Origin of the sequence: Bradyrhizobium cosmicum, from assembly GCF_007290395.2 — a bacterium.
Taxonomy (GTDB): domain Bacteria; phylum Pseudomonadota; class Alphaproteobacteria; order Rhizobiales; family Xanthobacteraceae; genus Bradyrhizobium; species Bradyrhizobium cosmicum.
In genome coordinates, this window is the sequence record NZ_CP041656.2 from 6,301,665 (window position 1) to 6,325,474 (window position 23,810).

Sequence of the window (23,810 nt, forward strand, 5' to 3'; positions counted from 1 at the left end):
GCAGGACGATGGAATTTTCGACAGGTTTTGGCTGGACCAGGCTGCCGGCGCTGGCGGTTGTGTTCGTCCTGGGCTCGGTGCTGACGGTCTCTGCGCAGATCATTCCGCCCTTCTCCCCCGCCGCGGCCGTGCCCGACGATGAGGCCGAGGCCGCGGAGACCGCCGAGGCGACCCCTGACGTCAACGACCCCGACGTGCTCAAAGGCATCGACGTCGACAAGCTCGACTGGAGCCAGCTCGCGGTCGATGCCGGCACCGCGAGCGAAATCGCAGCCGCCAAGAAGCGCGCCCAAGCCGCCGCCAAGGACGGCATGGACTGGTCGTCGAACGCCAATGCCAACGGCTCCTCGGCCGTGACGGTGAAGCAGTCGGTCTCCTCGTTCTGGGACGCCCGCATCGGCGCCGACATGACGGTGACGAGCGAGCCGCGAACGATGTCCGAGTTGCTGGCGCAGAAGGCCACCAATGGCGGCAACGTGCCGCAATCCTCCGGCAGCGCCTGGGCGGCGGCGACCGCGCCGGGGGCGGGCGTGATCTGGGACAAGACCGCGGTGGAAGCCCGCGTCGATCCCGGCGCCGAGCAGAGCAAGATCGGGGCATCGCTGACCAAATCGGTGCCGCTGTCGGGCGACACATCGCTGACGCTACAGAACGGCTACAGCGTCAACCAGCAAGGCACGACGGCCTTGCCCGGCGTCGGCGGGCACATCACGCGCAATTACGGGACCGACCAATCCGCCAAGGTCACCATCACCGACACCGGCACCAGCATCACCGCCGGCCAGACGCTGTCGACCACCGACGACAAATGGCTGCGCAAGGTCGGCGCCGAGCAGAAGCTGTTCGACAACGTCACCGTCTCCGGCTCCGTCGGCGAGACCTCGCAAGGCGCGATCAACAAGAGCCTGTCGGCGGGCTTCAAGAAGAGCTGGTAGCTCAACGCGCCATGCGCATGGCGTTCACGCTCTGCTAACCATACGCCACGGCAAAGCCCCCGAATGGACCGACCTTGCCGCACCTCGGCCAAGTTGCGGCCAAAATCCGGCGCCCTGATGCGACGGCCTTACAGACGTCGTCGTGCGGGGGACACTCGCGCTGCGCTCAACGCGAACAGGGGAACAACGATGAACGCCATGCGTCCGGAAAAGACCGAGACCACCGAGACCGAGACGGTCGACACCAACCTCGCCGCCGTCACCGAGGTCGAAGCCGGCATCCGCGACTTCGTCCGCAACGACATCGCCTATCTGCGCAGGCCGGCGGCGACCGCCACCACCGACGCGCCGCCGCTCGATCCGAGCGCGGAGGCCACCGTCACCAACGTCAACTCGCTGATCCAGCGCGTCGCGGGCACCTCGCTCGCCGAGATCGAGAACCTGATCTCCGAGCTCGAGAGCCTGCGCGATTTGCTGCACGCCGAAGGCCAGCGCGTCCAGCGCGAGATCTCCGGCTACGCCCAGCTCAGCCAGGCCGCGATGAAGTCGACCCGCATGATCGCCGACAACGTCGCGCAATGGAAGCGCGCCGCCGACGGCCTGCGCAACAGCTGATCGCTTAACGTCACGCATCACGGGCCGCCGCGTTCCGACAGGGGCGCGGCGGTTTTGATTCTGTCGCCATATTCTCGCTGTGGTCGTCCGGCTTGACCGGACGACCGAGTATTCCAGAGACGGCAGTGATTGAACCGAGACGTCGCGGCGTACTGGATGCCCCGCCTGCGCGGGGCATGACGGCGGAGGGCTTCGATATTGAACCCTGCCCGCCCTCGCACCGACTAACGCCAAGCGCCCGCACCACCGACGGCCGGGCCTGGGGACATTTCAGATGGAAAGCATACGGCCCGACACCACGGACCCGATACCGATGCAGCCGGCGCCGAACCAGTTCGGCACGATCATGCTGCGCTTTGTCGGACTGCTGGCGGTTGCGATCGCGATATTGGCGTTCGTCTATAGCCGCTGAGGGCGGAGACCGCTTTGTGGCCCCGCGCGGACGCCGCGTCGCGGCGCCGCGGAGTTAACGAACCGTTAACGGCTCGCGTCGACGCTCGAGGCTTCCAGGGTGTAGCCGCCATCGGCATAGCCCTTCACCACCATGCCGGCGACCAGCATCACGGCCAGCGTGGCGGTAGCAAAGATAAATCCGACCAGCTTGAGTGCGCCGCGATCTGCCATGGTCCTCGTTCCCCTGTACTCTGCCCAGTTCGTTCAAATAGACAGCGACAGGTTCATAATTGGTTAGCAACTCGATGGTTCCGCCAACTCTTCGCGGGTCACCATGTTGCGCAGGCTTATGCCAGCCGCCCCGAATCGCGTCCATAGCGCGCGGGCAACACTCGCGCGCTGTTTTCAGCCGTTCATCCTGGAACGAATCTAACCGCTCTTTGCGCGCATCGGCACGAAGGCGCTGGCGGTGATGGAATAGACCTCCTCGCCGCGCTGGTTGGTGCCGGTGGTGCGGGCCGTCAGAATGCCCCAGCCGGGACGCGAGGCGGAGATGCGCTTGTCGACGACGACGTTGACGTAGCTGATCGTGTCGCCGGCGAGCACCGGCCTGATCCAGCGCAGATCGCGAAAGCCCGGCGACGGACCCCACACCGCGATCTCCTCGCCGCGTTCCGCGGCCTCACGCGCCAGACGCTGGCCGTCCGCGACAAGCAGGCTCATGCAGGCCGAGCCGACATGCCAGCCCGAAGCCGCGAGCCCGCCGAACAGCGAGTTCTTGCCTTCCTCCTCGTCGAGGTGAAAGCGCTGCGGATCGAACTTTGCGGCGAAGGTCTTGATGGAGTCCGCGGTGAAAATGTAGGCGCCGATCTCGCGGCGGTGGCCGATCTCGATGTCGTCGAAGAACCGCATCAGACCGCCCCCTCGCGCCGCTTGATCAGGATCGGCGAGGTCATCTCGCACAGCGCCTGCCCGGCCGCGTTGCGCACGGTGCATTTGAACTTGACGATGCCAAGCTCGGGGCGGCTCTTCGAGGCGCGGGCTTCCACGACGTCGACGTCGAGCATGAGGTCGTCGCCGGGCCGCAAGGGCGACAGCCAGCGCACCTCGTCGACGCCGGGCGAGCCGAGCGATGCGGCACGGGTGATGAAGCCGTCGGCCATCATCCGCATCATCAGCGAGCAGAGGTGCCAGCCGGAGCCGGACAGGCCGCGCAGCATGCTCTTGGCCGCCGCCTCCTCGTCGAGGTGCATCGGCTGCGGATCGAACTCGGCGGCAAAGGCCAGGATCTCGTCGCGGGTGACATGGCGCGGGCCGAACGTTCCGAAGCGGCCGGGCGGAAAATCTTCGAAGGTCAGGGTCATCTTGTGATTGCTTGAGGGAATGACAGATTGTGGCCGCAGTTTGCGGCAATCTCAACCCGCCGGCCCGCATGGCTCGTGCTACATTCGACGCAGCCGCCTAGCCTTGAGTCGGTGGCCAGAGCTGGACCGACCGAGGGCCAAGGCCCGATTTGCCCTGGGGAGAGCAATGTTTTCATTCAGCGACCTGTTTCAGTGGGACCGGTTCATCACGCCGACGATCATCAAGACCTTCTACTGGCTGGTGATCGCGCTGATCTGCCTGTTCGGCCTCTCCGGCATCTTTTCCGGCCTGGCTGCGATGGCGATCAGCCCGTTCGGTGGCTTCCTGCTACTGCTGTCGTCGATCGCCAGTGTCGTGGTCGGCATTGTGTTCTCGCGCATCATCGCGGAACTGATCCTGATCATCTTCCGCATCAACGAGCATCTCGGCGCGATCCGGGACCAGGGCGGCGGGATGCGGTGAGGAGCTCATTCCGGGGCGCCTCGAAGAGGCGAGCCCGGAATCCATCGGGCCTCGGAGTTAACGGACAAATGGATTCCGGGTTCGCGCCAAGAGGCGCGCCCCGGAATGACGAAGAGACCTTACGTGTTGAACCGGAAATGCATCACGTCGCCGTCGGCGACGACGTATTCCTTGCCTTCGAGGCGGAGCTTGCCGGCATCGCGGGCACCGGCTTCGCCGTTGAACGCCACGTAATCCTCAAACGCGATGGTCTCGGCACGGATGAAGCCCTTCTCGAAGTCGGTGTGGATCACACCGGCTGCGCCCGGCGCCTTGGTGCCGCGATGGATGGTCCAGGCGCGCGCTTCCTTCGGACCCACCGTGAAATAGGTGATGAGGTCGAGCAGCGTGTAGCCGGCGCGGATCAGGCGATCGAGGCCGGCCTCTTCGAGGCCCAGCGTCTCGAGGAAGTCAGCACGCTCTTCGCGTGAAAGGGTGGCAATCTCGGATTCGATCTTGGCGGAGATGACGACGGCAATCGCGCCTTCCCTGGCGGCCTGGTCCTGCACCGCCTTCGAGAACGAATTGCCCGTCGCGGCCGCCCCTTCCTCGACGTTGCAGACATAGAGCACGGGCTTGGACGACAACAGGCCGAGCATCCCGAAGGCGCGCTCCTCCTCCGCCTTGCGTTCGACCAGGCGTGCAGGCTTGCCCTCACGCAGCAGCACCAATGTGCGGTTGACGAGGTCGAGCTGCTCCTTGGCGTCCTTGTCGTTGCCCTTGGCCTTCTTGGTGAGGTTGTCGACGCGCTTCTCGAGGCTGTCGAGATCGGCGAGCATCAGTTCGGTCTCGATGGTCTCGATGTCGGCGAGCGGGGCGATCTTGCCCTCGACATGGGTGATGTCGGAATCCTCGAAGCAGCGCACGACATGCGCGATGGCGTCGACCTCGCGGATGTTGGCGAGGAACTGGTTGCCGAGGCCTTCACCCTTGGAAGCGCCGCGCACGAGGCCCGCGATGTCGACGAAGGTCAGCCGGGTCGGAATGATCTGTCCGGACTTGGCGATCAAGGCGAGCTTGTCCAGCCGCGGATCCGGCACGGCGACCTCACCGACATTCGGCTCAATGGTGCAGAACGGATAGTTCGCGGCCTGCGCCGCGGCCGTCTCGGTCAGCGCGTTGAACAAGGTCGACTTGCCGACATTGGGCAATCCGACGATCCCGCATTTGAATCCCACGAGCGTTATTCCTTGCCGTTGTCGTCCTTGGTCAAAAATCCCTTCGCCTGCATCGCGAGATGCACCCTGTTGGCGAAGGTCGCGTCGGTACCCTTGGCGATCAATCCGGCGTGCTCGGCAACAGCGTCGCAGAGGGTCGCGACCCAGTCATTGTCGGCCTTGGCGAAGTCCGACAGCACGTGGCCGTGCACCAATTCCTTGACGCCGGGATGACCGATGCCGAGCCGGACCCGGCGGTAGTCGTTGCCGATATGCGCCGAGATCGAGCGCAGGCCGTTGTGGCCGGCGATGCCGCCGCCGATCTTCACCCGCACCTTGCCCGGGGGCAGCTCAAGTTCGTCGTGGAACACGGTGACGTCGCCGGGCGCGATCTTGAAGAAGCCTGTCGCCTCCTGAACGCTGCGGCCGGAATCGTTCATGTAGGTCGTGGGCTTGAGCAGGATCACGCGCTCAGGGCCGAGCGCACCTTCCGCGGTCTCGCCCTGAAACCTGCGGCGCCACGGTGCGAAACCATGACGCCGCGCGATCTCGTCGACGGCCATGAAGCCGATATTGTGCCGGTTACGTGCGTATTTCGCGCCGGGATTGCCGAGCCCAACAAACAGTCGCATGACGCGGCGCGCCCCTCGCTCGGCGCGCGATCAGAGACCGCGCGCCAGCTTTGAGAGATTACTTCTTCTTGTCGCCGGCGGGAGCCTTGGCAGCCGCCGCCGGAGCCTTCGCGCCAGCCGCCGGAGCAGCAGCACCAGCCGCCGGAGCAGCACCAGCCGCCGGAGCCGCAGCAGCACCCGGAGCCGTGGCAGCAGCCGCAGCCTTCTGCTCTTCGGCGTAGCCGGAGGGCGGCACGATGGTGACGAGGGTTGCGTCCTCGGCGGTCAGCGCCTTGACGCCGGCCGGCAGCTTGATGTCGGACAGATGCAGCGAGTGGCCGATTTCGAGCGTGCCGACATCAACCTCGATGAACTGCGGGATGTTCTCGACACCGCACTCGAGCTCGATCGCGTGGGCGACGATGTTGACGGCGCCGCCGCGCTTCACGCCCGGAGAGGATTCCGACTTCACGACGTGCAGGGGCACGCTGATGCGGATGGTGGCGCCTTCGCCGAGCCGCATGAAGTCGACGTGGATCGGGAAGTCCTTGACCGGGTCGAGGTGATAGTCGCGCGGAATCACGCGGTGCTTCTTGCCGTCGAGGTCGATGTCGACAAGCGTCGTCAGGAACCGGCCGGCGAGGATGCGCTGGCGCAGTTCACGGTCGTCGACCGAGATCGGAAGCGGGGGCTGTTTGTTGCCATAGATCACTCCGGGCACTTTCCCGGCGCGACGCTCAGCCCGGGCGGCCCCCTTGCCGCTCTTCGGACGTGCGGTCGCCTTCAATTCCTTGACGGTCGTCGCCATAACGTTAAGTCCTTGTTTTTGCAAAAGTTAATGGGCCGCAAGGCGGCCCATCGCGTTCGCCGCAGCAAGCCTCCAGGGGTGCGGGGGCCGCGGACGTGGCGGGCTTTTACCCGGAAGACGCGGAAATGACAAGGAGATTGGGCCGCCGGGCGGGCTTTCCCACCCTCCCCTAGAGGGGGAGGGTCGATCGCGCGCAGCGCGAGCGGGGTGGGGTGGGGTGACAGTCTCTCCACGGAGGCGCTGCCCGAGTGGAGAGATCACCCCACCCCGCTACGCATTCAGCTTCGCTGCATGCGCAGCGACCCTCCCCCTCCAGGGGAGGGTAAGAAACGTCCTAGACCGCCCCTACCCCCCGAGCTTCGCTTCCAGCGCTGCGATGCGCGCCTTCAGCGTCTCGTTCTCCTCGCGCGCCAGGCGGGCCATGTCCTTGACCGCCTCGAACTCCTCACGCTTGACCAGGTCCATGTCGCGCAGGAATTTTTCTGCCTGAGTGCGCAAGACCGTGTCGAACTCACGCTTGACGCCCTGGGCGGCACCAGCGGCGTCGTTCATCAGGCGGCCGATCTCGTCGAAAAACCGGTTGTTGGTCTGGGTCATGTCGGCCTCCGATAAACTTTGCGCGAACTTGCAGGAGACAATGGCAATCCGAGCGGAACGGTTCAAGGGCCGATTGGCGGTATCCTTGTCATGCCCCGGTTTCCTTGCAATCGTATTCAACGTCCCTGAATAAGAAGAATCACAAGGCGCACGAGATGATCGACCAGCAGATCGCGATCCCCACCAAGGACGGCCACACCGCAACCTTCATCAGCCATCCCGAACGGGGCGGACCGTTTCCGGTCATCCTGTTCTACATGGACGCGCCGGCGATCCGCGAGGAGCTTCGCGACATGGCGCGGCGGCTCGCGACGTCAGGCTATTACGTGATGCTACCGAACCTCTACTACCGCTCCGGCGTGATGGAGCTCGGCGCGCTGCCGGCCGATCCGAACGCGCCGGAGCGCAAGCGCATGTTCGCGCTGATGGGCTCGCTCACGATTCCGATGATCATGGACGACACCAGGGCGCTGCTCACCTATGCCGAGGGCCAGGCGGCCGCGAACACGAAGATTGTCGGGACCGTCGGCTACTGCATGAGCGGCCGCTACGCCGTCAACGCCGCCACGCATTTCCCCGATCGCGTCAAGGCCGCCGCCTCGATCTACGGCACGCAGCTCGCGACCGACCAGGACGACAGCCCGCATCTCGCCGGAGGCAAGACCAGGGCAGAACTCTATTTCGCCTGCGCCGAAACCGACATCTACGCACCCACGGAGATCATCGAGAAGGTCAAGCAGGGCATGAGCGGTGCCAAGGCCGAGGTCGAGATCTATCCCGGCACGCATCACGGCTTCGCCTTTCCCAAGCGCCCGGTCTACGACCGCGACGCCGCCGAGCGACATTGGGAGCGCCTGCTGGCGCTCTATCGCCGCAATCTCGTGTGAGCTGTATGGACCATACGCATCCGCGAACTCGGTCCACCTCTCCCGCTTGCGGGAGAGGTCGCGCTGAAGGCGCGGGTGAGGGCTTTCTCCTCTTGGGGGTTCTCGCCTGGGGAAGCACCCTCTCCCCACCCCTCCCCCGCAGGCGGGGGAGGGAGCGCACTTCCGGCGTGGCCGCGAACGACACTCACCACTAAGAAGGCCTGATGCTTTTCCTGCTCATCGACTTTCCCGCCTTCAAGCCGATCGCGATCGAGATCGGTCCGTTCGCGATCCGCTGGTATGCGCTGGCCTATATCAGCGGCATCGTGTTCGGATGGCTCTATGCGCGGTCGCTGCTGAAAAAAGAACGGCTGTGGGGCGGCCCCGCGCCGATGTCGCTGGTGCAGATCGACGATTTCATCCTCTGGGTGACGCTCGGCATCATCCTGGGCGGTCGCACCGGCTACGTGCTGTTCTACAACCTGCCCTTCTTCATCGATCATCCCGCCGCGATCTTCAAATTGTGGGAGGGCGGCATGTCCTTCCATGGCGGTTTCCTCGGCTGCGTCGTCGCGGTGATGTGGTTCGCCTACCGGAGCGGCATCTCGATCCTGTCGCTCGGCGATATCACCACCGCGGTTGCTCCGGTCGGCCTCCTGCTCGGGCGCATCGCCAATTTCATCAATGGCGAATTGTGGGGCCGCGCCACCGACCCCAGCCTGCCCTGGGCGATGATCTTCCCCAACGACCCCACACAGCTCCCGCGCCATCCGAGCCAGCTCTACGAGGCCGGCATGGAAGGCATCCTGCTGTTCACGGTGCTCGCGATCATGATCCGCCTCGGCGCCCTGAAGCGACCCGGCATGATCCTCGGCGCCTTCATCCTGATCTATGGCCTGTCCCGGATCGCCGGCGAGCATTTTCGCGAGCCGGACGCCCAGCTCGGCTTCCTCTGGGGCGGATTAACCATGGGCATGCTGTTGTCGATCCCGATGCTTATTGTCGGCCTCATGCTTATTGTATTGGCTGTGAGGCGCGGTGCGCCGAAGCCCGCAGAGGCCATTCGTTAATTTCTTTCGAGAAGACAGACCGTGACCGAACAGCCGCTACTCAACGAGATCAAGGCGCTGATCAAATCCTCAGGCCCCATGCCGGTCTGGCGGTACATGGAGCTGTGCCTGATGCACCCGCGCCATGGCTATTACATCTCGCGCGATCCGCTCGGGCGCGAGGGCGACTTCACCACCTCGCCGGAGGTCAGCCAGATGTTCGGCGAGCTCCTGGGGTTGTGGACCGCCTCGGTCTGGAAGCAGATGGGCTCGCCGCAATTCCTGCGGCTGATCGAGCTCGGCCCCGGACGTGGCACCATGATGGCGGATGCGCTGCGCGCGCTCCGCGTGCTGCCGCCGCTCTATCAGGCGCTTCACATCCACATGGTCGAGGTCAATCCCGTCCTGCGCGAGCGGCAGAATGCGACGCTGTCGGGTGTGCGCAACATCGCCTGGCACGACAGCATCGATGACGTGCCGGAAGGACCGAGCATCATCCTCGCCAATGAATATTTCGACGTGCTGCCGATTCACCAGATGGTGAAGCGCGAACACGGCTGGCACGAGCGCGTGATCGAGGTCGACTCCAACGGCAAGCTTCAATTCGGCGCGGCGGCCGAGCCGACGCCGCGTTTCGACGTGCTGCTGCCGCCTTTGGTGCGGGCCGCGCCCGTCGGCGCCGTGTTCGAATGGCGGCCCGACAGCGAGATCATGAAGCTCGCCACGCGCGTGCGCGACCAGGACGGCGCGGCGCTGATCATCGACTACGGACATCTGCGCAGCGATGCCGGCGACACCTTCCAGGCCATCGCCCGCCACACCTTCACCGATCCCCTGAAGGCGCCGGGCCAGGCCGACGTCACCGCCCATGTCGACTTCCAGGCGCTGGCGCGCGCCGCCGAAGACGTCGGCGCCCGCGTGCACGGCCCGGTGACGCAGGGCGATTTCCTCAAGCGCGTCGGCATCGAGACGCGCGCAAACGCTCTGATGCAGAAGGCCTCGCCTGAAATCGCCACCGATATCTCGATCGCGCTCAAGCGCCTGACCGACACCGGGCGTAGCGGCATGGGCTCGATGTTCAAGGTGCTCGGCATCTCCGAGCCGCGGCTGACAGGCCTTGCGGGCCTCAGCGATCTCGAACATGCCGGAGACGCTTCATGACCCTTGCTTCGTCGCTGCTGTCGGCCGTGCCCGGGCTGCGGCATTCCTTCTTCACGCGCGAGGGCGGCGTCTCCGGCGGCATCTACTCCGCGCTGAACGGCGGGCTCGGCTCCAACGACGATCAGACCCTCGTCGCGGAGAACCGCCGCCGCATGGCCGAGCATGTCGGCGTCGCGCCGGAGCGCTTCCTCAGCCTGCACCAGATCCATTCGCCCGACGTGCTCGTCGCGAATGCGCCATGGCCAAGCGGGCCGCGGCCGAAGGGCGATGCGCTGGTGACGAAGACGCCGGGGATCGCGCTCGGCGTCTCCACCGCCGATTGCGGGCCGGTGCTGTTCGTCGATCCCAACGCCCGCGTGATCGGCGGCGCACATGCCGGCTGGAAGGGCGCGCTAACCGGTGTGCTGGAATCGACGATCCTGGCGATGGAGAAGCTCGGCGCCGCGCGCAGCGGCATCATCGCTGCGATCGGGCCCTTGATCCGGCAGGACAGCTACGAGGTCGGCAACGAATTCGTAGCGCGCTTCATCGAGGCTGATGCGGACAACGCCGTGTTCTTCATCCCGTCGGTTCGCGAGGGCCACGCGATGTTCGATCTCGCCGGGTTCATCCGCAAGCGGCTGGAGGTGGCCGGCATCTTGATGATCGACGATCTTGGCCTGGACACCTACGCCGACGAGCGCTTCTTCAGCTATCGCCGCTCGGTGCATCGCAAGGAGCCGGATTACGGCCGCCACGTCCACGCGATCGCGCTGGAAGGGTGAACACAAGAGCAACCTCGTGTCATTCCGGGGCGATGCACACAAATCGCGCCCGTAATGCCCCGGATCTGTGTCGCCCCCGCCCTAGACGTTAATGCGTTTTAACGATATCGCTGCCCTCCATAATGAGGGACGCGTCATCCATCTTGCGCCGCGCGGGTTCGCGCGTGCTGGCGGTCATGCTGCTGGCGGCAGCAACCGCACTGGCCGGCTGTGCCGGCGGTGGCGGTGCCGCCAATTCCTATGCAATGGCGCCGAGCGCCGGCTCCGGAGCGACGGTCGCCTTCGAATCGATCGACGGGCCGCCGCCGCAAGTGTTCGACCGCATGGTCGGTGTGCTCGACAGCGAATCCAAGCTGCGCAGCCTGTCCGTCGTCTCTCGCGAGGGGACGGCTGCCTATCGTGTGCGCAGCTACCTCTCCGCGCAGGTGGTGCGCGGCAAGACCGTGATCGCCTGGGTCTGGGACGTCTACGATGCCAACCAGCAGCGGGCACTGCGGGTCTCGGGCGAGGAACCGACCTCCGCCAAGGGTGGGCGCGATCCCTGGTCGGCCGCCGACGACCTCGTGCTGCGGAAGATCGCCCAGGCCGGATTCAGTGGACTTTCCAACATGATCACCGGGACGCCGGATACCCCGAGCGCTGTTCCCGGCCTGCGCGGACCAGCGGTGGCAAGCGTGACCCCGGACGGGCCGGGCCTGCCGGCCTCCGCGCTCGGCTACGCCGAACGATAACCGCCGCTAAACCACAGGCCCAACTATCGGCCAAACCGTTGGCCCGACTCAGGATTTCAGAGGGAAAACGTAGCATCCCGGGTTGCCATCGGAGCCCCCGGCCTGATATTTGCTCGCCCGTCGGTAACCGTGCTTCCAGTGGGTATTCTAGGATGTTGAACGTCGTATCCAGCAAAGCGCGGGAGGAAGCGTCCATGTCGGGCAAGAACGGCTCCATCAAGCTCGTCGCCGGCAACTCCAATCCAGCCCTCGCGCAGGCCATCGCGCAGGGCCTAGACCTGCCGCTGACCAAGGCGGTGGTCCGGCGCTTCGCCGACATGGAGATCTTCGTCGAGATCCAGGAGAACGTCCGCGGCTCGGATGCCTTCATCATCCAGTCGACCTCGTTCCCGGCGAACGACCATCTGATGGAATTGCTGATCATCACCGATGCGCTGCGCCGCTCCTCGGCGCGCCGGATTACCGCCGTGCTGCCCTATTTCGGCTACGCCCGGCAGGACCGCAAATCTGGTTCGCGCACGCCGATCTCGGCCAAGCTGGTCGCCAACCTGATCACGCAGGCCGGCGTCGACCGCGTCATGACGCTCGACCTGCACGCCGGCCAGATTCAGGGCTTCTTCGACATCCCGACCGACAACCTCTACGCCGCGCCGCTGATGGTGCGCGACATCAAGGACAAGTTCGACCTCTCCAAGACGATGGTGATCTCGCCCGACGTCGGCGGCGTGGCCCGTGCACGCGGCCTCGCCAAGCGTATCAACACCCCGCTCGCGATCGTCGACAAGCGCCGCGAGCGCGCCGGCGAATCCGAGGTCATGAACGTGATCGGCGACGTCGCCGGCTACACCTGCATCCTGATCGACGACATCGTCGACTCCGGCGGCACGCTGGTGAACGCGGCCGATGCGCTGATCGCCAAGGGTGCCAAGGACGTTTACGCCTACATCACTCACGGCGTGCTCTCCGGCGGCGCGGCCGCCCGTATCACCAACTCCAGGCTGAAGGAGCTCGTGATCACCGACTCGATCCTGCCGACGGACGCGGTGAGCAAGGCGCCGAACATCCGCACGCTGCCGATCGCCAGCCTGATCTCGGACGCCATCGCCCGCACCGCTGCGGAAGAGTCGGTGTCGAGCCTGTTCGACTGATTTTCTTGTTCGCCTCTCCCCGCTTGCGGGGAGAGGCCGGAATGCGCGCAAAGCGCGGATTCCGGGTGAGGGGGACTCTTCATGAGTCCAACTCTCACTTCTCTCGCGGAGACTCCCCCTCACCCCACCCTCTCCCCGCAAGCGGGGCGAGGGAGCGAGAACTCCTTGCGTCCCTTACGCAGCCCCCACGGGTTGTTGCCTGCCGCCGCCCGTGACATCATCCGGATGCCGAGTCATCTCTGCCCTCTGGATGCCTGATGCCGAGCCGGAAATTTGCCTGGGAGAAACTGCCGGATGACGAGTTGCTCAAGCAACGCCTCTCCAGCCTGAGGGTCACGGTCGAAGGCACCTGGCTGGAGGATTGCGTCAGTACGCTCCACGAGGAGCTGGAAGAGCGCGGCATCCGGCTGCGACCGCACACCTGGATGTCGAGCGAATGGTTCAGTCCGGGCGGCGTGCCCGGCATCGCCATTCCGTTCTATCTCGCTCATCCCCGCCTGATGAAGCTGGAGAAGAAGATGATGTTCGACGTCGAGGGGGGAACCTGGCGCGAGTGCATGGCCATCCTCCGTCACGAAGCGGGCCACGCCATCCAGCACGGCTACCAGCTGCAGCGCCGGCGGCGCTGGCAGCAGCTGTTCGGCCCGTCATCGAAACACTATCCGCGCTACTACCGGCCCAATCCGGCGAGCCGGCGCTACGTCCAGCATCTCAGGCTATGGTATGCGCAGAGCCATCCGGATGAAGATTTCGCCGAGACCTTTGCGGTGTGGCTGCGGCCGCGCTCGAACTGGCGGACGCGATATGAGGGTTGGCCGGCACTGAAGAAGCTCGAATATGTCGACGAGCTGATGAGCGAGATCGCGGGAAAGCGACCGCTGATCACGACGCGAGAGCGTGTCGACCCGCTGGGTCGGCTCAGCCAGACGCTCGAAGAGCACTACAAGAAGAAGCAGGCGTTCTACGCCTTCACGCCTCCGAAGACCTACGACCGCGATCTCTCCCGGCTGTTTTCAGCCGATCCACGGCATCACCGGTCGAAGCCGGCTTCTGCCCTGATCAGGCGGCACCGCGCCCACATCAGGCAATTGGTGGCGCGATGGACGGGCGAGAATCAGTTGACGCTCGATGCCGTGCTCGACGAGATGATCTCCCGCTGCCGCGAGCTCGACCTGCGCGCAGTCGGTCCCGAACAGAAGCTCGTTCTCGATTTCACCGTCCTCGTGACCGCCAAGACGATGCACACGATGTTCGGCCCGTCTCGGCGCAAATGGATCGCGCTATGAGACGACTGCGTATTCTCGTGCTGATGCATCCGGACTTCATACCTCCGGACTCCTCCGAGGGTTATACCCCTCAGGAAATCAACAACTGGAAGACGGAATACGACGTCGTCAGCACCCTGCGCGCGGCCGGCCATGAGGTCCGGGTCCTCGGTGCCCAGGAGGAAATCAGACCGGTCCGCGAAGCGATCGAGCAGTTCAAGCCGCACGTGGCCTTCACGCTGCTGGAAGAATTCCACAACAACGTCGCCTACGACCAGCACATCGCCAGCTATCTCGAGCTGATGAAGGTCCCCTATACCGGCTGCAATCCGCGCGGCCTGATTCTGGCGCGCGGCAAGGATCTGTCCAAGACGCTGGTGCACCATCGCCGCATCGCGGTGCCCGCCTTCGCCGTCTTCCCGATGCGACGCAAGGTCAAGCGGCCGAAGCATCTTGCGCTGCCGCTGATCGTCAAGGCCCTCAACATGGATGGGTCTGCCGGCATTTCTCAGGCCTCCATCGTCGATACCGACGAAAAGCTCGCGGAGCGCGTCGCCTTCATCCACGATCGGAGCGAAACCGCCGCCATCGCAGAGCAATTCATCGAGGGACGCGAGCTTTATGTCGGCGTGCTCGGCAACAATCGCCTGCGCGTTCTGCCGGTGTGGGAGTTGAAGTTCGGCAGCATGGGCGGGCGCAGGTCACGCCACATCGCCACGGAGAAAGCCAAGCACGACACCGACTATCAGGAGAAGCTCGGCATCGTCGACGGGCCGGCAAAAGATCTCCCGCCCGAAGTGACCGCCCGCATCCAGCGGGCCGCGAAACGCATCTACCGGGCGCTTGGCCTCGACGGCTACGCGCGGATCGATTTTCGTCTTGCCGCCGACGGCACGCCGTATTTCATCGAAGCCAATCCCAACCCCGAGATTGCCAAGAGCCAGGAGTTCGCCACGGCGGCTCTCCATGCCGGGCTCAAATATCCGGCTCTCCTGCAGCGCATCCTGATGCTTGGAATCAGCCGGGCGAAGGCAGGGGTGTCGCTAGGCTGAGGCCTTCGCGCTCACCACCTCGGCAAACGATTTGAAGAACTCGCCCGCCAGCTTCGTCGCGGTCGAGTTGATCAGTCGCGCGCCGAGCTGGGCGAGCTTGCCGCCGATCTGCGCGTCGACCTCGTAATGCAGTACCGTGACCTCCGTGCTTTCGGACTCCAGCCGCACGAGAGCACCGCCCTTGGCGAAGCCGGCGACACCGCCGGAGCCCTCGCCCGAGATGCGATAGGCGTTGGGCGGATCGAAATCGGACAACGTCACCTTGCCGCTGAACGTCGCCTTCACCGGACCGACCTTGAAGACCACCGTCGCCGTCATCTCGTTCGGCGCGGTCACCTCGAGCGACTGGCAGCCGGGGATGCACTGCTTCAGCACAGCGGGATCGTTCAGCGCCGCCCAGACTTGCTCGCGTGAGGCGGGAATACGCTGGCTGTCGTTCATCTGCATGATCGGTGTCTCACTCTCTGCTTGCTGACTGATTGGCGGCACGCTGGCCGCGCCGCCGTTCCCGGGTGATCTCGGCGAGAATTGACATCGCGATCTCCTCCGGTGTGATGGCGCCGAGATCGAGCCCGGCCGGCGCCTTGAAATCGTCGATCGCAGCGGCGCTGGCGCCTTCCGCGATCAGCTTTGCACGTAGCGACGCCATCTTGCGGCGGCTGCCGACGAAGGCGTGATAGTCGGCTTTGGTCGCGACCGCCGCGCGCAAGGCGGCTTCGTCGCCCTTGCCTTGTGTCGAGACCACGACGAAGCGCTTGGCGTCGTTGAGCTCACCCAGCTGGTAGCCATCGATGAGGGTGTCGGCATCCGGCTGCGCCGTGAGATCGGCGGCGGGCGCGGCGAACGTGACGTGATAGCCGAGCACGCGCGCCTGCGCCGCCAGCGACAGCGCCACCGGACTTGCGCCGAGAACGACCAGCGAGGGATGCGGCAACACCGGCTCGACGAAAATGTCCATGGTGCCCTTGCTCGGGCACATGTTGCTGGCAAAGCGGATGCCGTCGCGGCTCTCGCCGGCGCTGACGCCGAGCTCGGCCAGGAGATTCTCCGGCTGCACCGAGACCATGCGAGGCTCGGCGTCGGCGAGCGCCTCGCGCGCCGCCCTCAGTACCGCACCCTTGGCGCAGCCGCCGCCGATCCACCCCGCGACAATGGTGCCGTCGGCCGCAATGATCGCCTTGGCTCCGGCCTTGGCTGCGGTGACCGAAACGGTGCGCACGACGGTCGCAAGAACGAAGGCGCGCTCGGCGGCCTTCATCCGCGCCACGAGATCCAGCACTTCGACTTGAGCGGTCACCGGTGCCTCCTCAGAGCTTCATCAGATAGGGTTCGAGCGCGCGCAGGCTTTGCAGCGAGTTCGCGGGCGCGTAGAGATCGACATGCGGCAGTGCCGCTCTTATGCCCCTCGCCTCGGGCGTGTAGCCTTCCCAGGCCATCATCGGGTTGAGCCAGACGATGCGACGGCAGCGCCGCGACAGCACGGCCATCTCCCGCCCGAGCAAGGCGGCATCGCCAGTCTCGTAGCCGTCCGACACGATCATCACGCAGCTGCGCGAATGGATCACCCGCCGGGCGTGCCAGCGGTTGAAGGTCTGCAGGCTCTCGCCGATCTTGGTGCCGCCGCCTGCGCCCTGCGCCATGATCGAGAGCCGGTCGAGCGCGCGAGCGGCGTTCTTCTCTTTCATCGCATCGGAGACATAGGCAAGGCGCGTGTGAAACAGGAACGCCTCGGCCTCGCGGAACTGGTCGAGCACGCCGTGGATGAAGCGCAGGAACACGGACGTGTACATGCTCATCGAGCCGGACGCATCGAGCAGCACGATTAGCCGCAGCGGCTTGTCCTTGCGTTGCCGTTTCACCAGGCTGATCGGCACGCCGCCATGGCTGATGTTGCGATGAATCGTCCGCCGGAGATCGAGCCGGTAGCCGCGCCGGCGCGCCAGATCCCGCCGGGTCAGGCGTGTGCGCATCGCCCGTGCGAGCTGCGCTGCGGCCTCGTGGGCCTCTGCGACCTGATCGGGATCGCTGAGCATTCTAAAATCGACCTCGGCGATATTCTCCGCCGGCGAAGCACCTTCCATGCGGCCGTCGCCGGAGCGGCCTTCCGGCGCGTCGTCGGAGGACGGAAGCTGGTCGGTGATGGATTGGCTGCCGCCCTGCTCCGCTGCCGCATCCTGCAAGCTCTTCAGCGAGGGATTGCTGGCGCCGGGCGCAGAACCGATGGTGCGGGAGCGCGAGCGCACGCGCTTGCCCAGCCAGAATGCATCGAACAGACCGTCGAACTTGTCCCAGTCGGATTTGCGCGCCGAGAAGAGGTGCTTGAACGCGGCGCGCAAGAGGCCGGGCCGCCCCGCGTAGCCTGACGACATCAGCGTCGCCGCGTCTTGCCCTTCGGCCAGTCCCACGCGAAAGCCGGCATCGCGCAGGGTACGCAGGAAGGCGGCAAGCCTTGCAGAGACCAGGCGGGAGACCTGGTCGAGGTCGTCATATCCGGGGCTGGATCCGCAGCAACTCATGCGACCTTCCCCAACAAGCGCTGTGTCACCTCCGGCGTGACCCGCGCGCGGTCTTCATGCGTCTTCAAAAGACAGATCAGTGTCTCATGCACTGACTCGGGCGCATCGTTGAGATCGCGAATGTCGAGGCCGACGAGGGCCGCCGCCCAATCCAGCGTCTCGGCGACGCCCGGCACCTTGCGCAGCTCCTCCTTGCGTATACCCTCGACCATGCGGGCGATCTGGAGCGACAGCGATGGGCTTGCGCCGTTGACCCGCGCCAGGATGATGCGGGTCTCGCGGTCGACGTCGGGATAGTCAACATAGTGATAGAGGCAGCGCCGGCGCAGCGCGTCGGACAGCTCGCGCGTGCCGTTCGAGGTCAGCACCACATGCGGGATGGTGACCGCAGGGATGGTGCCGAGCTCGGGAATCGAGACCTGGAAGTCGGACAGCAGCTCCAGCAGGAACGCCTCGAACTCGTCGTCGGCGCGGTCGATCTCGTCGATCAGCAGCACCGGCGCCTTCGGGCGGCGGATCGCGGCCAGCAGCGGACGCTCCAGCAGATACTTTTCCGAGAACACCTGGTCCTCGATGCTGTCGACGCCGCGATGCGCCTGAATCGCCAGCAGCTGGCGCTGATAGTTCCACTCATAGAGCGCGGAGGACTGGTCGAGGCCTTCATAGCATTGCAGCCGGATCAGCTCGGTCGCGTGCACTTTGGCCAGCGCCTTCGCCACCTCGGTTTTGCCGACGCCCGCCTCGCCTTCGAGCAGCAGCGGACGCCGCAACAATTGCATCAGCGAGATCGCGGTCGCGAGATCCGCATCGGCGATATAGCCCGATGCGGCCAAAGCTTGCGCGATCTCGTCCCGGCCTTTCATCGCCATACTCCTCCGTCATCGCGAGCGAAGCGAAGCAATCCAGGAATGCCGCAGCAGAGAAAGTCTGGATTGCTTCGTCGCTTCGCTCCTCGCAATGACGACAACATTACGCCACCGCCCCGAGCTCCTTCGCGGCCTTCCAGTTGCGCCAGAAATCGTGCGGCATCTGGATGTGCGTGGACCCCAGGAAAGAGAACGCGTCGTTGACGGCGTTGGAGAAGGCCGGCACGCCGCCGACATTCGGGCTTTCGCCGACGCCCTTGGCACCGATCGGGTGATGCGGCGACGGGGTGACGGTGAAGTCGGTCTCCCAATGCGGCGTCTCCACCGCGGTCGGCATGAAGAAGTCCATGAACGAGCCGGTGACGACGTTGCCGACCTCGTCGTAGCGGATCTCCTGGCCCATCGCGATGGCGAAGGCTTCGGTGAGGCCACCGTGGACCTGGCCCTCGATGATCATCGGGTTGATACGGGTGCCGCAATCGTCGAGCGCGTAGAAGCGCCGGACCTTGTACACGCCGGTGTCGACGTCGATGTCCATCACACAGAGATAGGCGCCGAACGGATAGGTCATGTTGGGTGGATCGTAGTAGCTCACCGCCTCCAGCCCCGGCTCCATGCCGGGGGGCACCGAGTTGTAGGCCGCCCAGCAGATATCCTTCATCGACATGAATTTCTCCGGCAGGCCCCGCACGCGGAAGCCGTCGATGTCGAACTCGAGATCGTCCTCGTGGACCTCGAGCTTGTAGGCCGCGATCATCTGCGCCTTGGCCTTGATCTTTCGCGCGGCCATGGCGATCGCGGCGCCCGCCACCGGCGTGGAGCGCGAACCGTAGGTGCCGAGCCCGTAAGGTGCGGTGTCGGTATTGCCTTCCTCGACCATGATGTTGTCGGCGGGAATGCCGATTTCGGTCGCGATGATCTGGGCCCAGGTGGTCTCATGGCCCTGGCCCTGGCTCTTGGAGCCGACCCGCGCGATCCCGGCGCCCGTTGGGTGCATGCGGATCTCGCAAGAGTCGAACATGGCGATGCCGAGGATGTCGCAGTTCTTCGACGGCCCGGCACCGACGATCTCGGTGAAGAAGGAGATGCCGAGGCCCATGATCTCGCGGGTGTCGCCGCGCGTGAAGGCGGCGCGCTTGTCCGCCTGCTCCTTGCGAAGCGCGGCGTAGCCGGTGGTCTCCATCATCTTGCGCATGGCGGTGTGGTAGTCGCCGGAATCGTATTCCCACCCCAGAGCCGAGTGATACGGGAATTGCTCCGGCTTGATGAAGTTCTTCAGCCGCAGCTCGGCCGGATCTATCTTGAGCTTCTGCGCCAGAATATCCATGGCGCGCTCGATGCAATAGGCCGCCTCCGTGACGCGGAACGAGCAGCGGTAGGCGACGCCGCCCGGCGCCTTGTTGGTGTAGACGCCGTCGACAGCCAGATGCGCGGTCGGGAAGTCGTAGGAGCCGGTGACGATGTTGAAGAAGCCGGCCGGCCATTTCGACGGGTCGGCGCAGGCATCGAACGCGCCGTGATCGGCCAGCACGTGGACGCGCAGCCCCGTAACCTTGCCGTCCCTGGTCGCCGCGATCTCGGTTGTCATGTGATAGTCGCGCGCGAACGAGGTCGAGGTGAGGTTTTCGATGCGATCCTCGACCCATTTCACCGGCTTGCCGGTGACGATGGAGGCGACCGCCGCACAGATATAGCCGGGATAGGCGCCGACCTTGTTGCCGAAGCCGCCGCCGATATCGGGCGCGATCACGTGGATCTTGTGCTCCGGAATCTTCGCGATGAGCGCCACCACCGTGCGGATCACATGCGGGGCCTGGAAGGTGCCGTAGATCGTCAGCTCGCCCTTGATCTTGTCGAAGGAGCAGACGCACTGGCAGGTCTCGAGCGGAGACGGATGGGTGCGGTGATAGGAGATCATCTCCTTGATGGTGACCTCCGCCTTTCTGAAGGCGGCGTCTGTGAGGTCCTTGTCGCCGACGGTCCACTCAAAGATATGGTTGTCGTGCTTGCGCGGACCATGCGCGCCGGACATCTTGCCGACGAGGTCCTCGCGCAACACCGGGGCGCCGGCATCCATCGCCTTGAAGGGATCGACCAACGGCGGCAACGGTTCGTATTCGACGATGACCGCGTTGATGCCGTCGTCCGCCGCATAGCGGTCGGTGGCGACGACGAAGGCGACCTCCTGGTTCTGGAACAGCACCTTGCCGTCGGCCAGCACCATCTGCACGTCGCCGGCGAGTGTCGGCATCCAGGCCAGATTGACGGTTTTCAGCGTCTCCGCGGTGATCACCGCGAGCACACCGGGGACCTTCAGCGCCGCGCTGTCATCGATTGTCTTGACGCGCGCATGCGGATGCGGCGAGCGGACGAAGTCGCCATGCAGCATGCCCGGCAGCTTGACGTCGTCGACGTAGTTGCCCCTGCCTTGCGTGAAGCGGATATCCTCGACGCGCTTGCGCTTGCAGCCCATGCCTTCGAGCGCGGCGGTGCGTTGTTCCCGCGTGGGAGTGAGGTCATTCATTCTGCGGCCTCCTGGAATTCCACGCCGTTGATCTTGGCGCTCGCGTACTGGATTGCCTTGACGATGTTCTGGTAGCCGGTGCAGCGGCAGATGTTGCCGGAGATGCCCATGCGGATTTCCGGCTCGCTCGGCGAAGGATTTTCCTTGAGCAGCCGATGCGCGCGGACGATCATGCCGGGCGTGCAGAAGCCGCATTGCAGGCCGTGCATCATGCGGAAGCCTTCCTGCAGCGCCGACAGCGTGCCGTCGGCATTGGCGATACCTTCCACCGTGATGATGTCGCTGCCGTCGGCCTGCACGGCGAACATGGTGCAGGATTTCACCGACATGCCGTCGATATCGACGGTGCAGGCACCGCAATGGGTGGTCTCGCAGCCGATATGCGTGCCGGTCAACTGCAGATTTTCACGGATGAAATGCACCAGCAGCGTGCGCGGCTCGACGAGGCCTTCGACCTCGGCGCCGTTCACCTTCATGGTTACGTGTGTTTTTGCCATCGATCCTCTCCCCTCATTTCGCCCTGGCGGCGGCGCGCTGCAGCGCACGCGTCACCATGATGCCGCCGACATGTTTTCTGTATTCAACCGGACCGCGAGCATCGGCGGCCGGCGCCATGATCGCTTCCGCGGCTGCGGCCGCTTTCTTGAGCGTGGCAGCATCGAGACTTGTGCCGATCACCGCCTTGGCCGCGTCGGCGGCGAGCAGCGGCGTCTCGTGGACGTTGGTGAGCCCGATCGTGCAGCTCGCGACCTTGCCGCCGGCCATGGTCAGCACGACAGCGGCGGCCGCGGTCGCGTAATCGCCGACCTTGCGCTTGAGCTTTTCGTAGGCGTAGCCGTGGTCGGCGGCGAGCGCCGGGAACGAGACGGAGGTCAGGATTTCGCCGGGCTCAAGCGCCGTGAAGTAGGCCCCCTGGTAGAAATCCGCGGCCGGCAGGTCACGGGCGCCGCCGGGACCTTCGAGCCGGTAGCTCGCGCCCAGCGTCATCATCAGCGCCGGCATGTCGTTGCCTGGATCGCCATTGGCGACATTGCCGCCGATCGTGCCGCGGTAGCGAACCTGCGGGTCGGCGATGAGGAGCGCCGTCTCGTGCAGGATTGGCGCCGATCTGGCGATCTCGTCGGAGGCCAGCAAATCGTGCTGGGTGGTCATTGCGCCGATCACGACAGTATCGCCGTTGCGGCTGATGCCCTTCAACCCGGCGATGCCGTGCAGGTCGATCAGATGGGCGGGACTGGCGAGTCGCAGCTTCATCATCGGCACCAGACTGTGCCCGCCGGCCAGTGGCCGCGCATCCTCGCCGAGGTCTGCCAAGAGCTTGACGGCGTCGGCGACACTCGCCGGCCGGTGATAGCTGAATGAGCCCGGGATCATCATCTCCTCCTCGTCGTCCTTTGCGCGTGACGGCGCGGACGTTGACGGGAAAGGTCACTCCCGGCAGGGCGGCCCGCAATCATTCGGGCACAAAGAGGGGGTTTTTGCACGAATTGCGGGTGGGCACGCACGAATTGCGTCAGGGGTGGGGACGTATGGGCAGCTTGCTCCGCTGCAACCTCTCCCGCTTGCGGGGGAGGTCGGCGCGAAGCGCCGGGTGGGGGCTCCCTCCTCTTGGGGAATCTCTCTGCGGAGACACCCTCTCCCCGACCCTCCCCCGCAAGCGGGGGAGGGAGCGCACCTCCGATGCAGCTACGCCTGCCGCCGGTTCGCCAGACCCAGCCGCGCCTTCACTTCGGCGATTTTGGCCCGGCTTACGGGAACCCGGTGCGGCGACGGGCCGTCGAGCTCGAGCACGGCGCCATCGCCCTCCTTCCGGACCAGCGCGACATGGGGGAGGGCGACGATATGGCTGCGGTGCACGCGGAGGAACAGCGAGGGATCGAGTTGCGCCTCGGCCTCCGAGATCGACCACGGGCACATCCGCTCGCGGGTGCCGTCATGGACGCGGGTGTAATGAGCGTCGGCGCGAACGCTGCGGACATTGGCGGTGTCTATGAAGTGCGTGCCATCGGCGCTCTCGACCGGAAGCCGCGGCGCGGGCGCGCGGGGCGGTTGACCAAGGCCACCGAGCGGCCCCAGCGGTCGCGCAGGTGCGGCAGCCGGCTCCGCAGCGGCAGGTTCAGCCGGAGGGGGAGCCGGGTCAGCGGCAATTAACGCCGGAGCCTGCCGCCGTGAATCGGGAACCAGAGACAACAAGAAGCCGGCCGCAATCACGAAGCACAGCACGGCGACCACGATCGAGAGAATTTGCTGCGACGCGGCAAGGCCGCCGACATGGTGGTGCGCCGCGCCCGTCAGCGGCTCGAAATGCATGCCCAGCATCGCCGTGTAGTGCATTCCCGAGACAGCCACGCCGAAAACGACCGAGCTGACGATCAGGCGAACGCCCTCCTGCTGCGCGAGGAAGGCGCGCAGGCCGCCATAGGCGGTGACGATCGCAACCAGAACCGACAGCAGCACCATGGTTCGGTCGTGCACGATGGCAAACGGCCCGGCGAGTCCGTGAATCCCGACATAATGCATGCTGGCGATGCCGACGCCGAGCAGCACGGCCGAGGAGGCTACCCTTCTCAAAGACGGCTCGCCGATGGAGACAAAGAACAGTGAGATGCCGACCACCAATGCGCAGATCAGGAATGAGATGATGGTGGGCAGGACGAGGTAAGCCGTGTCGGGCGGCAGCGGCGCGGCCAGCATGCCGACGAAATGCATGGTCCAGATGCCGACGGCCAGAAACGCGGCCGCACCCGCGAGCAGAACCCGGTTGCTGACGCCGGGCGTGTTGCGGATGCGAGCCGCAAGCGCAAAGCCGGTATAGCCACCCAGACTCGCGATCGCCACAGAGAGCGCGACGAGATAGGGATCGTGTCCTTCGAACATGATCTTATT

At 65.3% G+C, this 23,810-nt stretch carries 27 protein-coding genes; 12 read left to right on the forward strand and 15 right to left on the reverse strand.

Going from position 1 to position 23,810, the window contains the following annotated elements:
- The first annotated feature begins 8 nt into the window (after positions 1 to 8).
- The 3 genes from FNV92_RS30150 (at position 9) to FNV92_RS30160 (ending at position 1,962) form a co-directional block, all read left to right on the forward strand.
- The gene (locus tag FNV92_RS30150) at positions 9 to 935 is read left to right on the forward strand and encodes a hypothetical protein (protein ID WP_143843368.1); all 927 of its coding nucleotides are present in this window, start codon (positions 9 to 11) and stop codon (positions 933 to 935) included.
- A 189-nt stretch (positions 936 to 1,124) separates the two neighbouring features.
- A complete protein-coding gene (locus tag FNV92_RS30155) occupies positions 1,125 to 1,550 on the forward strand; it encodes a hypothetical protein (RefSeq protein WP_015688512.1) in 426 nt (141 codons plus the stop codon).
- 274 nt (positions 1,551 to 1,824) lie between these two features.
- Complete coding sequence (locus tag FNV92_RS30160; RefSeq protein WP_168213492.1) at positions 1,825 to 1,962, forward strand: hypothetical protein; 138 nt, start codon at positions 1,825 to 1,827, stop codon at positions 1,960 to 1,962.
- Positions 1,963 to 2,027: 65 nt separating this feature from the next.
- On the opposite strand, the gene FNV92_RS30165 is transcribed toward FNV92_RS30160, so the two are convergent.
- The 3 genes from FNV92_RS30165 to FNV92_RS30175 form a co-directional block, all read right to left on the reverse strand.
- Positions 2,028 to 2,174 (reverse strand): hypothetical protein, encoded by a 147-nt coding sequence (locus tag FNV92_RS30165; RefSeq protein WP_015688514.1) that lies wholly within the window; start codon positions 2,172 to 2,174, stop codon positions 2,028 to 2,030.
- A 198-nt stretch (positions 2,175 to 2,372) separates the two neighbouring features.
- Positions 2,373 to 2,855, reverse strand: a complete 483-nt coding sequence (locus FNV92_RS30170; RefSeq protein ID WP_143843367.1) for a MaoC family dehydratase — start codon at positions 2,853 to 2,855, stop codon at positions 2,373 to 2,375.
- Entirely contained in the window at positions 2,855 to 3,307 is a 453-nt protein-coding gene (locus FNV92_RS30175; RefSeq protein ID WP_168213491.1) for a MaoC family dehydratase, read from the reverse strand. The genes FNV92_RS30170 and FNV92_RS30175 overlap by 1 nt, the downstream gene beginning before the upstream one ends.
- 166 nt (positions 3,308 to 3,473) lie before the next feature.
- On the opposite strand from FNV92_RS30175, the gene FNV92_RS30180 reads away from it, so the two are divergent.
- Positions 3,474 to 3,770 (forward strand): DUF4282 domain-containing protein, encoded by a 297-nt coding sequence (locus FNV92_RS30180; RefSeq protein ID WP_015688517.1) that lies wholly within the window; start codon positions 3,474 to 3,476, stop codon positions 3,768 to 3,770.
- 119 nt (positions 3,771 to 3,889) lie between these two features.
- On the opposite strand, the gene ychF is transcribed toward FNV92_RS30180, so the two are convergent.
- From ychF to FNV92_RS30200, 4 genes are all read right to left on the reverse strand, one after another.
- The gene (gene ychF, locus FNV92_RS30185; protein ID WP_143843365.1) at positions 3,890 to 4,987 is read right to left on the reverse strand and encodes a redox-regulated ATPase YchF; all 1,098 of its coding nucleotides are present in this window, start codon (positions 4,985 to 4,987) and stop codon (positions 3,890 to 3,892) included.
- A 5-nt stretch (positions 4,988 to 4,992) separates the two neighbouring features.
- Entirely contained in the window at positions 4,993 to 5,598 is a 606-nt protein-coding gene (gene pth, locus FNV92_RS30190; RefSeq protein WP_143843364.1) for an aminoacyl-tRNA hydrolase, read from the reverse strand.
- 58 nt (positions 5,599 to 5,656) lie between these two features.
- Positions 5,657 to 6,385 carry a 50S ribosomal protein L25/general stress protein Ctc gene (locus FNV92_RS30195; protein WP_015688520.1) on the reverse strand — a complete coding sequence of 243 codons (729 nt, stop codon included), beginning with the start codon at positions 6,383 to 6,385 and terminating at the stop codon, positions 5,657 to 5,659.
- A 345-nt stretch (positions 6,386 to 6,730) separates the two neighbouring features.
- Positions 6,731 to 6,982 (reverse strand): accessory factor UbiK family protein, encoded by a 252-nt coding sequence (locus FNV92_RS30200; RefSeq protein WP_015688521.1) that lies wholly within the window; start codon positions 6,980 to 6,982, stop codon positions 6,731 to 6,733.
- 155 nt (positions 6,983 to 7,137) lie between these two features.
- Here FNV92_RS30200 and FNV92_RS30205 point away from each other — a divergent pair, with 155 nt between their 5' ends.
- The 8 genes from FNV92_RS30205 to FNV92_RS30240 all read left to right on the forward strand — a co-directional run bounded on the left by FNV92_RS30205 (position 7,138) and on the right by FNV92_RS30240 (position 15,018).
- The gene (locus FNV92_RS30205) at positions 7,138 to 7,869 is read left to right on the forward strand and encodes a dienelactone hydrolase family protein (RefSeq protein WP_143843363.1); all 732 of its coding nucleotides are present in this window, start codon (positions 7,138 to 7,140) and stop codon (positions 7,867 to 7,869) included.
- A gap of 203 nt (positions 7,870 to 8,072) precedes the next feature.
- Positions 8,073 to 8,918: a prolipoprotein diacylglyceryl transferase gene (gene lgt / locus FNV92_RS30210; RefSeq protein ID WP_168213490.1), complete on the forward strand. Its 846-nt coding sequence runs from the start codon at positions 8,073 to 8,075 to the stop codon at positions 8,916 to 8,918.
- Positions 8,919 to 8,939: 21 nt separating this feature from the next.
- Positions 8,940 to 10,058 (forward strand): class I SAM-dependent methyltransferase, encoded by a 1,119-nt coding sequence (locus tag FNV92_RS30215; protein WP_143843361.1) that lies wholly within the window; start codon positions 8,940 to 8,942, stop codon positions 10,056 to 10,058.
- Positions 10,055 to 10,822: a peptidoglycan editing factor PgeF gene (pgeF, locus tag FNV92_RS30220; RefSeq protein WP_143843360.1), complete on the forward strand. Its 768-nt coding sequence runs from the start codon at positions 10,055 to 10,057 to the stop codon at positions 10,820 to 10,822. The genes FNV92_RS30215 and pgeF overlap by 4 nt, the downstream gene beginning before the upstream one ends.
- Positions 10,823 to 10,944: 122 nt before the next feature.
- On the forward strand, positions 10,945 to 11,553 hold the full coding sequence (locus tag FNV92_RS30225) for a hypothetical protein (RefSeq protein ID WP_041748545.1): 609 nt from the start codon (positions 10,945 to 10,947) through the stop codon (positions 11,551 to 11,553).
- A 194-nt stretch (positions 11,554 to 11,747) separates the two neighbouring features.
- A complete protein-coding gene (locus tag FNV92_RS30230) occupies positions 11,748 to 12,701 on the forward strand; it encodes a ribose-phosphate pyrophosphokinase (RefSeq protein WP_168213489.1) in 954 nt (317 codons plus the stop codon).
- A gap of 257 nt (positions 12,702 to 12,958) precedes the next feature.
- Complete coding sequence (locus FNV92_RS30235; RefSeq protein ID WP_143843358.1) at positions 12,959 to 13,987, forward strand: putative zinc-binding metallopeptidase; 1,029 nt, start codon at positions 12,959 to 12,961, stop codon at positions 13,985 to 13,987.
- Entirely contained in the window at positions 13,984 to 15,018 is a 1,035-nt protein-coding gene (locus tag FNV92_RS30240) for a D-alanine--D-alanine ligase family protein (RefSeq protein WP_168213488.1), read from the forward strand. Before FNV92_RS30235 ends, FNV92_RS30240 begins: the two co-directional genes overlap by 4 nt.
- On the opposite strand, the gene FNV92_RS30245 is transcribed toward FNV92_RS30240, so the two are convergent.
- The 8 genes from FNV92_RS30245 to FNV92_RS30280 form a co-directional block, all read right to left on the reverse strand.
- Positions 15,010 to 15,465 (reverse strand): SRPBCC family protein, encoded by a 456-nt coding sequence (locus tag FNV92_RS30245; protein WP_015688530.1) that lies wholly within the window; start codon positions 15,463 to 15,465, stop codon positions 15,010 to 15,012. The two genes, FNV92_RS30240 and FNV92_RS30245, sit on opposite strands and share 9 nt — an antisense overlap.
- A gap of 10 nt (positions 15,466 to 15,475) precedes the next feature.
- A complete protein-coding gene (locus tag FNV92_RS30250; RefSeq protein WP_143843356.1) occupies positions 15,476 to 16,315 on the reverse strand; it encodes an XdhC family protein in 840 nt (279 codons plus the stop codon).
- A gap of 10 nt (positions 16,316 to 16,325) precedes the next feature.
- On the reverse strand, positions 16,326 to 17,534 hold the full coding sequence (locus FNV92_RS30255) for a vWA domain-containing protein (RefSeq protein ID WP_143843355.1): 1,209 nt from the start codon (positions 17,532 to 17,534) through the stop codon (positions 16,326 to 16,328).
- A complete protein-coding gene (locus tag FNV92_RS30260) occupies positions 17,531 to 18,397 on the reverse strand; it encodes an AAA family ATPase (RefSeq protein WP_143843354.1) in 867 nt (288 codons plus the stop codon). Before FNV92_RS30260 ends, FNV92_RS30255 begins: the two co-directional genes overlap by 4 nt.
- Before the next feature lie 106 nt (positions 18,398 to 18,503).
- Positions 18,504 to 20,924: an aerobic carbon-monoxide dehydrogenase large subunit gene (locus FNV92_RS30265; RefSeq protein WP_143843353.1), complete on the reverse strand. Its 2,421-nt coding sequence runs from the start codon at positions 20,922 to 20,924 to the stop codon at positions 18,504 to 18,506.
- Complete coding sequence (locus tag FNV92_RS30270; RefSeq protein WP_015688535.1) at positions 20,921 to 21,421, reverse strand: (2Fe-2S)-binding protein; 501 nt, start codon at positions 21,419 to 21,421, stop codon at positions 20,921 to 20,923. Before FNV92_RS30270 ends, FNV92_RS30265 begins: the two co-directional genes overlap by 4 nt.
- A 13-nt stretch (positions 21,422 to 21,434) precedes the next feature.
- On the reverse strand, positions 21,435 to 22,298 hold the full coding sequence (locus FNV92_RS30275) for an FAD binding domain-containing protein (protein ID WP_143843352.1): 864 nt from the start codon (positions 22,296 to 22,298) through the stop codon (positions 21,435 to 21,437).
- A gap of 312 nt (positions 22,299 to 22,610) precedes the next feature.
- Positions 22,611 to 23,801 (reverse strand): MHYT domain-containing protein, encoded by a 1,191-nt coding sequence (locus FNV92_RS30280; protein WP_143843351.1) that lies wholly within the window; start codon positions 23,799 to 23,801, stop codon positions 22,611 to 22,613.
- Positions 23,802 to 23,810 lie beyond the last annotated feature (9 nt).